We start from the raw sequence: 13,295 nt of genomic DNA on the forward strand, positions 1-13,295 counted from the left end.
CCAGCGGCGCGGCGGCCCGCGCCACGGCGTAGGGTCGGTCGATGAGCACGACGACGACCGACTACGCGCAGGGCTTCGCGACGCTGTCGGAGGAGGTGTCGCTCGACCGGCTGCCGCTGCGGGGGGCGCTGCCCGACTGGCTGGAGGGGACGCTGCTGCGGACCGGGCCGGCGCGGTGGGAGATCGGCGCGAGCACGCTGACGCACTGGTTCGACGGGCTCGCGATGCTGCACGCCTTCTCGTTCGCCGGCGGCGAGGTCTCCTACGCCAACCGCTTCCTCGCCTCCAGAGCGAGACAGGCCGCCGACGCCGCCGGCAGGCAGGTCTACGGCGAGTTCGCGACCGACCCCTGCCGCTCGATCTTCCAGCGCGTCCACGCGCTCTTCAGACCGCAGGCGACCGACAACGGCAACGTCAACGTCGCGCGGCTGGGCGAGCGGTTCGTCGCACTGACCGAGACGCCGATGGCGGTCGAGTTCGACCCGGCGACGCTCGCGACGCTCGGCTTTCCGCGCTGGGCGCCCGGCCACGTGACGACCGCCCATCCGCACGCCGACCGCGCCAGCGGCGAGGCGATCAACTACACGACCCGCCTCGGGCCGAGCGCGACCTACCGCGTCTACGGGCTGTCGGCGCCCGGCGCGCAGCCGCGCGCGATCGCGACCGTCCCGGCGAGACCGGCGGCGTACATGCACAGCTTCGGCCTCAGCGAGCGGTTCGTCGTGCTGGCCGAGTTCCCGCTCGTCCTCCACCCGCGCGACCTCGTGCTCGGCCGCGCCCCGTTCGCCGACTGCTTCGCGTGGGAGCCCGAGCGCGGCACGATCCTCACCGTCGTCGACCGCCGCGACGGGACGGTCCGCGGCCGCTTCGGAACCGACCCCTTCTTCGCCTTCCACCACATCAACGCGTTCGAGCAGGGCGACCGGCTCGTCGTCGACCTCTGCGCCTACGCCGACGCGGCGATCGTCAGATCGCTCTTCCTCGACCGCCTCCGCGGCGAGGCGCCGCGCGGCGACGGGGTCCCGGACGCCTTCCTGACGCGCTGCGAGGTCGACCTCGCGAGCGGCCGGGTCGAGCTGCGCCGCCTGTCGGAGACGCCGCTGGAGCTGCCGCGGATCAACTACAGCGCGGTCAACGAGCGGAGCTACCGCTGGGTCTGGGGCGCGGCGCGCGGCGCCGACGCGCCGGCCGACGCCTTCATCGACCGGATCGTGAAGATCGACGTCGACAGCGGCGCGGCCGCGACCTGGTCGCAGCCCGGCTGCTGGCCGGGGGAGCCGGTCTTTGTCGCGGCGCCGGAGGCGACGGAGGAGGACGACGGCGTCTGCCTCTCGGTCGTGCTCGACGGCGGGCGCGGCGCCAGCTTCCTGCTGGTGCTCGACGCGCGCGACCTGAGCGAGCTGGCGCGCGCCGAGGTGCCCCACCACATCCCCTTCGGCTTCCACGGCCAGTTCGCCCGCGGGCGCTGAGGAGCGCCCCGTCGCCCACTCATCCACGCTGACATCGGCACGGTCGGCGCGTGCGCCAGAATGGAGGCGATGGAGTCGCTGAAGGGCAAGCTGCTGCTGGCGTCGCCGACGCTGTCGGACCCGAACTTCGCGCGCACCGTCGTGCTCGTCGCCGAGCACAACGAGGAGGGCGCGATGGGCCTCGTGCTCAACCGGCCGGCGACGACGACGGTCGCAGAGAGCGCGCCGGAGCTGGAGGAGCTGGTCGACGCCGAGGAGCCGATCTACATCGGCGGGCCGGTCCAGCCCTCCGCGGTGATCGTGCTCGCCGCCTTCGAGCAGCCGGAGGTCGCCGGCCTGATCGTCCGCGACGACGTCGGCTTCCTGTCGGCCGAGGCCGACTTCGAGACCTCCAGGGACGCGGCGCGGCAGATGCGCGTCTTCGCCGGCCACGCCGGCTGGGGACCCGGCCAGCTCGACGAGGAGCTGGAGCGCGAGGACTGGATCGTCGAGCCGCCGCTCGCCGAGGAGCTGTTCAGCGCCGACGCCGAGGAGCTCTGGAGCGAGGTGCTGACGCGCAAGGGCGGCGCCTTCGCGCTGGTCGCACGGATGCCGCTCGACCCCTCGGTGAACTAGCGCCGGGCGACCGTCAGCCGGCCGTCGGCGGCGGCGGGCCGAAGGCGGCCCACGTCTCGGCGAGCTCAGGCGCGTGCTGCTCCAGCCAGCGCAGGTGCAGGAGGCTCAGCGCCTCCAGCCGCTCGGCGCCCTCCGCGGTCAGCCGCACGTGCACGTGCGTCGGGCGCGCGTCGTCGCGGACCCGCTCGACCAGCCCGGCGAGCGCGGCGCGGTCGACCAGGCCGACGACGCTGTGGTGGCGCAGCAGCAGCGTGTCGGCCAGCTCGGTCAGCGTCGGGCCGGCGGGGTCGTCGCAGGAGCGGACGGCGAGCGCGAGCTGGACCTGCGCCGGCGTCATCCCGTGCTCGCGGGCGCGCTGCTCGGCCCACGCGAGGTAGCGGCGGATCCCCGCCCGCAGCGCGGCGAGGCGGGCGTACCCGTCGTCGCCGACCGGCCGCGGGCGATCGGCGGGCGGCTCCGCGCCGGTGGCGTCGCGTCTGCGCATCGCCGGCAATCGTTGCACGCGCGGGCGCGGCCGCCCGCCCAGGCCACCGCGCCCGCGCCTGCAACGCACCGGTCGGGCCGCGCCGCCGCGCCCGCCGCACCGCCCTCCCCCGCTCGCGCCGGTCAGGCCGCCGCCCCCTGCGCGGAGGCGGCCTCCAGGCGCTCCTGCCACCACGCCGGCTCGACCCGCGACGCGAAGGCGCGGAAGCTCTCGCCGTCGTCGCGGTTGCGCTCGTAGAGGCCGAACAGCTCCAGCAGGGTCGCGTTCAGCTCCCAGTGCGGGACCTTCTTGACGACGACCTCGCCGAAGCGGGCCTCCGAGCCGAGCCGCCCGCCGACGCGGATGTCCATCGCCTCGACCATCTCGCCGTCGACCCGCTTCAGCACGCCCTCGATCCCGATGTCGGCGATCTGGTGCTGGGCGCAGCTCGACGAGCAGCCGGCGAAGTGGACGCGCAGGTCGTCGCCGTAGCCGCCGGCGCGCGCATGGGCGTCGAGGAAGGCGACGATCTCGGCGGCGCGGTCCTTCGTGTAGACCTTCGCCAGCCCGCAGAACTCCTTGCCGGTGCAGGTCTGCATCGCCCGCTCGAAGCGCGACGGCGCGGCCGGCAGCTCGTCGCGCACGAGCGGCTCGGCGAGCAGCGCCTCGACGCGCTCGTTCGGCACGTTCGGGATCAGCACGTTCTGCTGGTGGGTCAGCCGCAGCTCGCCGTCGCCGTAGTCGCGCGCGAGCGCGATCACGCGCTTGAACTGCTCGGCGCGCAGCCGGCCGAGCGGGACGCACAGCCCGACCGCGGAGCGGCGGCCGTCGCGCTGCGGCGTCACGCCGAGGTGGTCGTCGCCGCAGAGGTCGGGCGCCTGCTCGACGCCGCGCGGCAGCGGCCGGCCGACGCGCCGCTCCAGCTCCTCGCGGAAGGCCTCGGGGCCGATCCGGTCGAGCAGGAACTTCAGCCGCGCCTTGCCGCGCGCTCTGCGGTTCTCCTCCGCGTCGCGGAAGATCGCGGTCACGTGCTCGACGATCTCGGGCGCCTCCTCGGGAGCGACGAAGACGTCGATCCAGCGGGCGAAGCGCGGGACGGCCGAGAGGCCGCCGCCGACGCGCAGGTTGAAGCCGCGCCTCCCGTCGGGCGCGACCGCGCCGGACAGCGCGACGTCGTTGATCAGCCCGCGGGCGCAGTCCTCGGCGCAGCCGGTGACGCTGATCTTGTACTTGCGCGGGAGGTTCGAGTAGGCGCGGTTCCCGAGCAGGCGGTGGTGGATCGCGAGCGCGGTCGCGCGGCCGTCGACCAGCTCGTCGTGCGCGATCCCGGCGAGCGTGCAGCCGATCACGTTGCGCGTCACGTCGCCGCAGGCGCCGGTCGTCGTCAGCCCCGCCGCCTCGAGCCGGCGCAGGATCTCGGGCATCGCGTCGAGCGTGATCCAGTGGATCTGGACGCACTGGCGCGTCGTGCAGTCGAGCATCCCGCGGCCGTGCTGCTCGGCGATCCAGGCGATCGTCTCGGCCTGCTCGGGCGAGAGGACGCCCTGGACGACCTTGACGCGGAGCATGAAGTGGCCGTCCTTGGCGTTGTGCTCGTAGAGGCCGTGCCACTTCATGCGGAAGAGGTCGTCGGCGCTGAGCGCGTCGCGTCCCTCGCGCGCGCCGCGGAGGAGGTCCTCGCGGGCGTCGAGCGGATCCTTCTCGTGCTTGACGCGCTCGAATCTGTTCATCGCTGCTCCCTGGCCGCCGACATATCGTCCTGCGATATCGTAACACGATACCCGTAATTCCGATCAGGTTTCGACCAATCACAGGGAGAGGTCCATCATGGCGTTGACCATCGGCGATACCGCCCCGAACTTCCGAGCGCAGACGACGGAGGGGGAGATCGACTTCCACGCGTGGATCGGGGAGAGCTGGGCGGTGCTGTTCTCGCATCCGCGCGACTTCACGCCCGTCTGCACGACCGAGCTGGGGTACATGGCGGCGATCAAGCCCGAGTTCGACAGGCGCGGCGTGAAGATCATAGGGCTGTCGACCGATCCGGTCGACAACCACGAGAGATGGGCGCGCGAGATCGAGTCCTCGCAGGGGACGGCGCCGAACTATCCGATGATCGCCGACACCGACCACGCGGTCGCGAAGGCCTACGGGATGCTGCCGGCCGACGCCGACGGCGATCCGACGGCGCGCACGGCGGCGCAGAACGCGACGCTGCGCAACGTCTTCGTGATCGGGCCGGACAAGACGATCAGGCTGGTGCTCGTCTATCCGATGACGACCGGCCGCAACTTCGACGAGATCCTCCGCGTCATCGACTCGCTCCAGCTGACCGCCGAGCACCAGCTGACGACGCCGGCGCAGTGGCAGCCCGGACAGCCGGTGATCCTCGCCGGCTCGGTCAGCGACGAGCAGGCGAGAGAGCGCTACCCGGACGGCTGGGAGCAGCCGCTGCCGTACATGCGGATCGTCCCCGCGCCGAGCGGCGCGTAGGGCGCGATCCGATCAGCCGCCGGCGACGCGCGACCACAGCGCGCGCGCCAGCGAGGCGGCGTCGCCGTCGCCGTCGGCAGCGCGTCTGGCCAGCTCGGGCAGGCCGCTGTGGACGGCGAGGCCGTCGCCCACCCGCCAGGCGGCGACGACCGGCGTGTCGGCGTCGGGGCCGGCGGCGGCGATCAGCTCGGCGGTCGGGATCACCGACGCGAGCGTCTCCCAGCTCGTCCAGCCGGGGAACTGGCCGCTGGTGCCCTCGAACAGCGGTGCCGCCTCGTCGTCGACGTAGGTCGTCATCGTCGCCGTCTCACCGTCGGCGGCCTGCTCCAGCGGCTGCGTCGGGCGGGCGCCGAGCGCGTCGGTCGGCTCCGGCGCGCCGGGATGCTCGAGCCGGCCGTCGCGCAGTCTGACGGCGCGGCGCAGCGCGTCGGTCCCGAGCGACCAGACGCGGCCGCCCGCCTGCACACGGGCGCGCAGCTCGCGCCGCAGCTGCGGCGTGATCCAGCGCGAGTCGCCGGCGAGCACGACGCCGCGGTAGTCGGCGAGCGACGGCCCCTCGCCGGCCGCCAGCGCGGCGTCGGTCGTGAGGTCGTAGCGCAGCAGCTCGGCGTCGAGGAAGCGCAGCAGCGCGCCCTCGCGCGCCGGGATGCTCGCCGGCAGGCCGTGGGCGTACGGGCGCCGCAGCACGACGGTCGCGTCGCGGCCGGCGCCGTCGAGCGTGTTCGGCATCCCGTCGCCGTCGTCGTCGACGGCGTTGAGGCCCTGCCACGTCAGCGCGGGCAGCACGACGAGCGTCCTGCGCGGGACGGCGGCGCGGACGACGATCGGCACCTGCGTGCGATGGTCGGCGGTCGCGATCGTCAGCACGTGGAGGCCGGCCTGGCCGCGCGGCGCTCGCAGGCGCAGTCTCACGTCCCTGCCTCTGCCGCGCGCGAGCACCCTGTTCTCGCCGAAGCGGCGCAGCGCCCACGTGTAGCGCGCTCTGCGCGCGTCGACGTAGACGGTCGTCGACTTGCCGGCGGTCACCGGCGTGGCCGACGGCGAGGCGGCGAGATGGCGGACGGTGACGCCGGCGCGGCCGCGGACGCTGCCCGCCCTCGGCGGCACCGCGGCGGGGAAGGTCCCACGGTTGCCGGCGCGGTCGGCGACGAGCAGACCGAGCAGGTAGGTGCCGGCCGGCGCCGGTCTGCCGCCGACCGTCCCGTCCCACTCGACCTGCGCGGTCCGGCGCGGGATCTCCAGCTCCTCGACGACCCTGGCCGGGCTGACGTCGGTGCGCCACACCTGCAGCCGCGCTCTGCGGCCCTCGGTCCCTCTGATGTGGGCGGTGACGGCGTCGACGTCGCGCTGGGGCAGGAAGGCCGGGCCGGTCGCGCCCTCCGGCTCGACCCGCACGACGCGCGGCTGCGGCGGCTTCGTGTCGAGCGCGATCTCGATGCCGGGCAGGTCGGCGGTGCGGCCCTGGTGGATCAGCGCGACGCGGACTCTGTAGCGGCCGTCGGGGGCCAGCTCGCCGCCGTCGGTGCGGCCGTCCCAGTGCCAGCGCGTGCGCACCTCCTTCGGCACCTCGTCGCCGTCGACCAGTCTGCGGACGATCCTCCCGTCCGCGTCGACGATCGAGATCGCGACCGTGTCGCCGCGCTGGAGCCAGAAGGAGAATCTCGCCCGCCGCGGCTTGCCGGGCTCTCTCGTCAGCGGCGAGAAGACCGCGTAGGCGGCCGGCCGCATGATCAGCGGCGGGCTGCTCTTCAGCTTCTGCGAGACGACGAAGGCGCCGAGCGTCGCCACCACGAGCAGCGCGAAGATCACGCGGGCGGGGCGCGTCACCGGCGCTCGCGCTCCTCGCGCGCCGCGTCGCGCGCGGCGTCGGGCATCGCGGTGTCGGCGGTGTCGGAGCGCAGCCCTCGCCGCAGCGTCTCGAGCGACAGCACGTCGTCGGGCGCGATGTTGCCGAGGTTGACGTCGATCCCGAAGCGGCGCAGGAACCACACCTGCTGCTCGCGCTGCGGCGCCTCGAACAGCAGCCGCTGCGGCGGGATCGCGTGCGCGATCTCGTCGATCAGGCCCATCCGCACCTCGCCGTCGGCGCGGTAGATGCCGGCGGTGCCCGACTCGCGCGCCTCCGCGATCACCTTCCACGCGCCGGCGGCCAGCTCGCGCTCGATCTGCTCGACCCAGACGTACGGCGCCATGATCCGCTCGGCGTCCTTGGAGCCGACCTCCGAGAGGACGGTGAAGTCGGCCGCGAGCCGCTCGATCAGCGCCAGCTTGCGCTCGTGCGGCAGGCGGATCGTGCCGTCGGAGATCTCGACATGGGCGATCCCCAGCTCGCGCAGCCACGCGACGAGGCCCTCGACGCGCTCCTGCGCGATCGCCAGCTCGGTCAGCGTGCCGCCGAGCACGACCGGGATCCCGTGGTCGCGGTAGCGGGCGAGCTTCGCCTCGAGGTTCTGCGTGACGACAGCCGTCCCCCAGCCGAGCTTGACGATGTCGACGGCGTCGCCGGCGACCTCGATCAGCCCGTCGACCTGGGCCAGCGACAGCCCTCTGTCGAGCACGTGCGTCAGGCCGCGCTCGCGCGGCTTCCCGCCGCGCTGCGGGAGGTCGAGGAACGAGCCGGTCATCGCGCGCTTCGCTGCGGGCGCGGCGCTACGGCGTCGGGTTTCTGTCGGCGCCGACCGTGACGACGACCTGCGCCGTGCACGGGTCCTGCAGCGCGCAGGCGGCCTGCTCGGAGTCCGGGCGGATCGGCGAGACGGTGTCGGCGGTCAGGCCGAGGGCTCTCGCGACCTCGTCGGCGGCCGCCTCCTGGTTGTTGCGGTACTCGACCACCGTCACGCCGCGGTCGGTCCCGCTCGCGTCGCCGATCGGGCCCTCTCTCCAGCCGTCGACGGTCAGCTCGCCCATCACTCTGGCGGCCAGCCCGGTCACGCCGGTGCCGTTGAGGACGGCGACGACGACCTGGTCGCGCGGCGGGGCGGCCGGTCCTCTCGCCTGCTGTCTGCGCGCTCTTCTCGTCCCCGCTCTGCCGCTGCCCTCGGGCGCGACGACCTGCGTGCTCGACGGCTCGTCGTCGCCGCCGCCGACCACGACGTAGGCGCCGACGCCGACGACGACCAGCGCCAGCAGCACGACGAGGACGCCGACGAGCCGGCGACGGCCGTGGGGCGGCTCGGCGTCGGCCGCGGCGGGGCGGCCGCCGCCGCGCGCGGGACCGCCGGGCTGCGGGCGGCCGGCGGCGGGACGCGGGCGCGCCGCGGCCGCGCGGGCCGGCTGCTCGCGCCGCGGCCCGCCGGCGGGGCGGGCGGCCGGCGTCGCGCGCCGCGGGGCGGCGAGCTCGGTCGGCGGGTCGTCGTAGTGGCCGTTGGCGGAGGCCGGCGCGGGCTCCGCCGCGCGGCCGCGCGGCGCCGCGGCGGGCGTCGCCGCGACGACGCGCTCGCGCGCGCCGGCGCCGGTCGCGGCGGCGGCGACCGCCGGCCGGGCGGGCGCGGCCGCCGGGCGGGCCGGCGCGGCCGGCTGCGGCGCCGCTCTCGCGGGCGAGCCGGGCAGCGGGATCAGGACGGTCGCCGAGGCCAGCGCGGGACCGGCGACGCCGGCCGGCGACGCCGGCAGCGCCTGCGGACGGACCGGCGCGGCGGTCCGCGCCGGCCGCGGCGGGCCGCCGGCGGCGGTGGCCGCGGCGGCGCCGGCCGCCGCGCGGCCGCGCGCGACCTGGCCGCGGACCGGCGGCTGCGCCGGGCGGGCCGGCGCGGCGGCCGGAGCCGGCTGCGCGGCGCGGGGCGCGGCGGCGGCGCGGCGCGCCATGTCGAGCGCCGCCGAGACGCTGCGCTCGAGCTCGCCGATGCGGTCGTGGGCGTCGGCGCCCCAGTCGCGCAGGCGCTTGATCTCGCGCGCTTGCGCGAACAGCAGCAGGGCGAAGAGGGCGACGGCGACGACGGCGGCGAAGCCGGCGTACGCGCCGATGTCCTCGATGAAGTTCCGGACGGAGAAGGCGAACGTCAGGGTCATGAAGAAGCCGGGGCAGTGTAGAGGCCGGACACGGGCCGTACGCCGCACGTCGCGGCGCGCTGCGATCTCAAGAGGGTACCTGGGGTCCCGGAGCGGTTCGGACGGCGGCCAGCTCGGCGACCTTCTGGGCGAGCCCGTGGGCGTCGCCCTCCAGCACGAAGAGGTTGATCTCGGCGAAGGTCGCCTCGACCCACGCCTGGTCGAGCCGCGCGCGGTCGGCGCGGAGGATCTTCTCGGCCGGCGTCGCCTGCGGGCGCTCGTAGGAGTTGAACAGCTCCTCGTGGAACTTCTCGCCCGCCCGCGCGCCGACCACCTCGATCGCGATGTCCCTGTCGGGGTCGAGGCCGGAGAGGCGGATCATGTCGCGGGCGAGGTCGACGATCTTGACCGGCTCGCCCATCTCGAGCACGTAGACCTCGCCGCTGCGGTCGGCCAGCGAGCCGGAGCGGATGATCAGCTGGACCGCCTCGGGGATCGTCATGAACCACCGCTGCATCCGCGGGTCGGTGATCGTGACCGGTCCGCCGGCGGCGATCTGGCGGCGGAAGATCGGCACGACCGAGCCCGACGAGCCGAGCACGTTGCCGAAGCGGACGGTCGCGTAGCGGGTCTGCGGGTGGCGCGCGGCGGCCGCCTCGACCGCCCACTCGGCGAGCGCCTTGGAGGCGCCCATCACGGTCGCCGGCTTGACCGCCTTGTCGGTCGAGACGAGCACGAAGGTCTTGACGTTCTGCTCGCCGGCGATCGTCGCCACCAGCCGCGTCGCGAGCGCGTTGTTGCGGACCGCCTCGACGGGGTTCTGCTCCATCATCCCGACGTGCTTGTACGCCGCCGCGTGGAAGACGACGGCCGGCCGGTGCTCGGCGAAGACCTCGCGCATCCGCTCCTCCTCCTTGCAGTCGGCGAGGACCGGGACGGCGGTGCGGACGTGGCGCTCGTCCTCCAGCTCGCGGAGGATCTCGAAGAGGTTGTCCTCGGCGTGGTCGACGAGCACGATCCGGCGCGGGTTGACGCGCGCGATCTGGCGGCACAGCTCCGAGCCGATCGAGCCGCCGGCGCCGGTCACCATCACGACCTGGCCGGTCAGGTAGGCGCCGACCCGCTCCAGCTCCATCCGCACCGGCTCGCGGCCGAGGATGTCCTCGATCGACAGCTCGCGCAGCTGCCGCATCACCTGCATCCCGCCGGACTCGCTCTGCAGCAGCTCGAAGACGGTCGGCAGCGTGCGGACCGGGATGCCGCGCTCGCGGCACGCCTTCACGACGCGGGCGCGCAGCGTGCCGGGCGCGGAGGGGATCGCGATGATCACCTCGTCGGGCTCGGCGGCGTCGAGCACGCGCGCGAGGTCGGCCTCGGAGGTCGTCCCCAGCACCTTCAGTCCGTGCTCGTCCTTCATCCCCCGCTTGCGCGGGTCGTCGTCGAGGAAGCCGACGGGGCGCAGCCGCAGCATCGGGTTGCGGACCAGCTCGCGCACGACGAGGCGGCCGCCGTCGCCGCCGCCGACGACGAGCACGTCGCGGGCGCCCTTGACGACCCGCATGCCGCGCTTGCGGCCCTCGAAGGCGAGGTGGGCGAGGAAGCGCACCGCCGCCATCGAGACGCCCATCAGCAGCAGCCACAGGACGGCGACGCCGGTCGGCATGCCGACGGCGACCTGGACGCCGTGCTGGGTCTTCACCTGGACCGGGTGGATCACCGCGATCGCGCCGAGCACGAGCACGGCGCAGACGACGACCGCCTGCGCCAGCGCCTGGTAGTCGCGCTGGCCGACGTAGGTCCACAGCCGCTGGTAGAGCCCGAAGGCGACGAAGACGGCGAGGCAGACCGGCACGACCCAGTAGATCGTGTCGTCGCGCAGCAGCTCGTACCGGCCGGGAACGCCGGAGTCGAAACGCAGCTGGAATGCGAGGACGTAGGCGAGGGCGACCAGCGCACCGTCGACCACCAGCTGTATCAGCGAGTAGCGGTGCACGGGGAACGCTCCGGAGCGGTACCACCGGCGCATTGGCGGGGATTGTAGGGCAGCGCGAGGGCGGCGGACGACAGGCTCCGCCCAGCCGGACCGCTCAGATGCCGCCGACGGGCGCCGCCAGCAGGCGCGCGAAGTCGCGCGGATCGCGGCGGACGCGGTCGGCGCCGCCGCCCTCGGCCGACCCGGCGCGCTTGGCGACGACGACCGCGTCGGGGTCGGTCAGGCGGCGCAGGCGGCCGTCGGCGATCAGCTGCTCGTCGACGGCGCCCAATCTCCCCTCGAAGCTCGTGAAGACGGGCGTTCCGAGCGCGACCGCCTCGCGGTTCATCGTGCCGCCGGCGGAGATCATCAGGTCGGCGTAGGCGATCAGCGACTGCGCGTCGATCGCCCGCTCGGGCAGGATGAAGCCGCCGGCCTCGCGCAGCTGCTCGCGCTGCTCGGGCGTGCGCGGGAGCACGACCGTCTGGGCGCCGCTCCGACGCAGCTTCTCCAGCACCGCGCCGAAGGTGTCGTGCTCGAAGCGGTGGTAGAGCGAGACGACGGGCGGGGTGCGGACGACGACGACCGGCTCGGAGACGTCGAGCGACAGCTCCCGCAGGATCGCCGGATCGGGCTCGAAGTCGGCGAGGTAGAACTCCTCCTTCAGCCCGGGGTAGCGGCCGAGCTTCGGCACGGCGCCGTAGCGCGCCAGCCGCTGCGGCGGGATCGCCTCCGGCACGACGACCGCCTGCGCCAGCCGGCAGTTGACGGTGTGCTGGACGGTCGCCCACTCGTAGTCGAAGGTCGTCGAGCAGGGGATGCCGAGCAGGCGCGCGGCGACCGTCACGTCGTTGGAGCCGTGGCCGAGCGCGAGGTCGAACGGGCCGCGCTCGCGCGCCCGCCGCCGCGCCCAGCGCACGAGCGCGCCGGAGCGCTGCGCGAGGCCGAGCCCCTTCGCCGCCAGCCTGCCGCCGCGGTGGTGGCCGATCGCGGTGTGGTCGATGCGGAAGCGCTCGCACAGCTGCAGCGTCTGCGCGAAGTCGCGCGCGGTCACCTCGACCTCGTGGCCGTCGGCTCTCAGCAGCTCGATCACGGGCCGCATCACGAGCACGTGCGGCGAGTTGGTCAGGTCGACCCAGACGCGCATCGCCTACGCCGCCGCCTCGCCGCGCAGCGCCGCGCGCACCGCCGCCGTGACCTCCTCGGCCTCGGCGGCGCCGAGCAGCGGGTTCATCGGGATCGCGAGGTGGCGGTCGGCCAGCTCGTCGGTGACCGGCAGCTCGACGCCCTGCGCCCACGGCGCCAGCGCCTGTTGGCGGTGGAGCGGGGTGCGGTAGTAGCCGCGGGCGCCGATCCCCGCGGCCGGCAGCGCCTGCTCCAGCAGCCGCGCATGGGGCGTGCGGACGACCTGCAGGCCCCAGGCGGCCTCGGCGCCGTTCGTCTGCGCCTGCGGGGTCACCAGCTCCCACAGGCCGGCGTCGGCGTACGCGGCGTGGGCCGCGCGGCGGCCGTCGCACCAGCGGTCGAGCTCGGGCAGCAGCACGCGCAGGATCGCCGCCTGCAGCTCGTCGAGCCGCGAGTTCCAGCCGATCCGCTCGTAGCTGACCTTGTCGCGCGAGCCGTGGAAGCGGTAGGTGCGCGCCAGCTCGGCGACCGCGTCGTCTTCGGTGACGATCGCGCCGCCGTCGCCGAAGCAGCCAAGGTTCTTGGAGGGGAAGAAGGAGAGCGTGCCGACCGTGCCGAGCGCCGCGGTGCGGCGGCCGCCCAGCCGCGAGCCGGCCGCCTGCGCGGCGTCCTCGACGACCGGGATGCCGAGCGCCTCGATCTCGGGCACCGGCGCCGGGTTGCCGAACAGGTCGACGGCGACGACCGCCTTCGTGCGCGGCGTCAGCGCCGCCTTCACCGTCTCGGCGGTGACGTTCATCGTCTCGCCGTCGACGTCGCAGAAGACCGGAGCGGCGCCGGTCGGCGGGATCGCCTCGGCGCTCGCGTAGAAGGTGAAGGCGGGGACGACGACCTCGTCGCCCGGGCCGACGCCGAGCGCCTGCAGCGCGATCGTGATCGCGTCGGTGCCGTTGGCGACCGCGACGACGTGCCGCGCGCCGAGGTAGGCGGCCAGCTCGGCCTCGAAGGCCGCCACCTCGGGGCCAAGGATGAAGGCGCCGCCGTCGAGCACCGCGGCGATGCGCGCGTCGATCGCCGCGCGCAGCGGCGCGACCGGCCTCTTCGTGTCGAACAGCGGGACCGCCATGGAGCGGCGAAGGCTATCCGCCCTCGCCGCCGCGACGTCCGCCGG

The 13,295-nt window shown here is 74.8% G+C and carries 11 protein-coding genes; 3 read left to right on the forward strand and 8 right to left on the reverse strand.

Features of this window, described 5'->3' with window-relative positions; all coding sequences use genetic code 11:
* Positions 1-41 precede the first annotated feature (41 nt).
* Positions 42-1,469 (forward strand): carotenoid oxygenase family protein, encoded by a 1,428-nt coding sequence (locus tag BDZ31_RS02635; RefSeq protein ID WP_183338702.1) that lies wholly within the window; start codon positions 42-44, stop codon positions 1,467-1,469.
* A gap of 69 nt (positions 1,470-1,538) precedes the next feature.
* Positions 1,539-2,084 (forward strand): YqgE/AlgH family protein, encoded by a 546-nt coding sequence (locus BDZ31_RS02640; protein WP_183338704.1) that lies wholly within the window; start codon positions 1,539-1,541, stop codon positions 2,082-2,084.
* A 13-nt stretch (positions 2,085-2,097) separates the two neighbouring features.
* On the opposite strand, the gene BDZ31_RS02645 is transcribed toward BDZ31_RS02640, so the two are convergent.
* Together BDZ31_RS02645 and BDZ31_RS02650 are read right to left on the reverse strand one after the other, a co-directional pair.
* A complete protein-coding gene (locus tag BDZ31_RS02645; RefSeq protein WP_183338706.1) occupies positions 2,098-2,568 on the reverse strand; it encodes a MarR family winged helix-turn-helix transcriptional regulator in 471 nt (156 codons plus the stop codon).
* A 122-nt stretch (positions 2,569-2,690) separates the two neighbouring features.
* Positions 2,691-4,277: a nitrite/sulfite reductase gene (locus BDZ31_RS02650; protein ID WP_183338708.1), complete on the reverse strand. Its 1,587-nt coding sequence runs from the start codon at positions 4,275-4,277 to the stop codon at positions 2,691-2,693.
* Between the two features lie 97 nt (positions 4,278-4,374).
* On the opposite strand from BDZ31_RS02650, the gene BDZ31_RS02655 reads away from it, so the two are divergent.
* Positions 4,375-5,040 (forward strand): peroxiredoxin, encoded by a 666-nt coding sequence (locus tag BDZ31_RS02655; protein WP_183338710.1) that lies wholly within the window; start codon positions 4,375-4,377, stop codon positions 5,038-5,040.
* 12 nt (positions 5,041-5,052) lie between these two features.
* On the opposite strand, the gene BDZ31_RS02660 is transcribed toward BDZ31_RS02655, so the two are convergent.
* The 6 genes from BDZ31_RS02660 to BDZ31_RS02685 all read right to left on the reverse strand — a co-directional run bounded on the left by BDZ31_RS02660 (position 5,053) and on the right by BDZ31_RS02685 (position 13,250).
* Positions 5,053-6,867, reverse strand: a complete 1,815-nt coding sequence (locus tag BDZ31_RS02660; protein WP_183338712.1) for a N,N-dimethylformamidase beta subunit family domain-containing protein — start codon at positions 6,865-6,867, stop codon at positions 5,053-5,055.
* Entirely contained in the window at positions 6,864-7,664 is an 801-nt protein-coding gene (locus tag BDZ31_RS02665; RefSeq protein ID WP_183338714.1) for a phosphosulfolactate synthase, read from the reverse strand. Before BDZ31_RS02665 ends, BDZ31_RS02660 begins: the two co-directional genes overlap by 4 nt.
* 25 nt (positions 7,665-7,689) lie before the next feature.
* Positions 7,690-9,048 carry a LytR C-terminal domain-containing protein gene (locus BDZ31_RS02670; RefSeq protein WP_183338716.1) on the reverse strand — a complete coding sequence of 453 codons (1,359 nt, stop codon included), beginning with the start codon at positions 9,046-9,048 and terminating at the stop codon, positions 7,690-7,692.
* A 67-nt stretch (positions 9,049-9,115) separates the two neighbouring features.
* On the reverse strand, positions 9,116-11,053 hold the full coding sequence (locus BDZ31_RS02675; protein WP_183338718.1) for a polysaccharide biosynthesis protein: 1,938 nt from the start codon (positions 11,051-11,053) through the stop codon (positions 9,116-9,118).
* Positions 11,054-11,114: 61 nt separating this feature from the next.
* Positions 11,115-12,146 (reverse strand): DUF354 domain-containing protein, encoded by a 1,032-nt coding sequence (locus tag BDZ31_RS02680; protein WP_183338720.1) that lies wholly within the window; start codon positions 12,144-12,146, stop codon positions 11,115-11,117.
* Positions 12,147-12,149: 3 nt separating this feature from the next.
* Positions 12,150-13,250 carry a DegT/DnrJ/EryC1/StrS family aminotransferase gene (locus tag BDZ31_RS02685; protein ID WP_183338722.1) on the reverse strand — a complete coding sequence of 367 codons (1,101 nt, stop codon included), beginning with the start codon at positions 13,248-13,250 and terminating at the stop codon, positions 12,150-12,152.
* Positions 13,251-13,295 lie beyond the last annotated feature (45 nt).

It is taken from the genome of Conexibacter arvalis (assembly GCF_014199525.1).
Taxonomy (GTDB): domain Bacteria; phylum Actinomycetota; class Thermoleophilia; order Solirubrobacterales; family Solirubrobacteraceae; genus Conexibacter; species Conexibacter arvalis.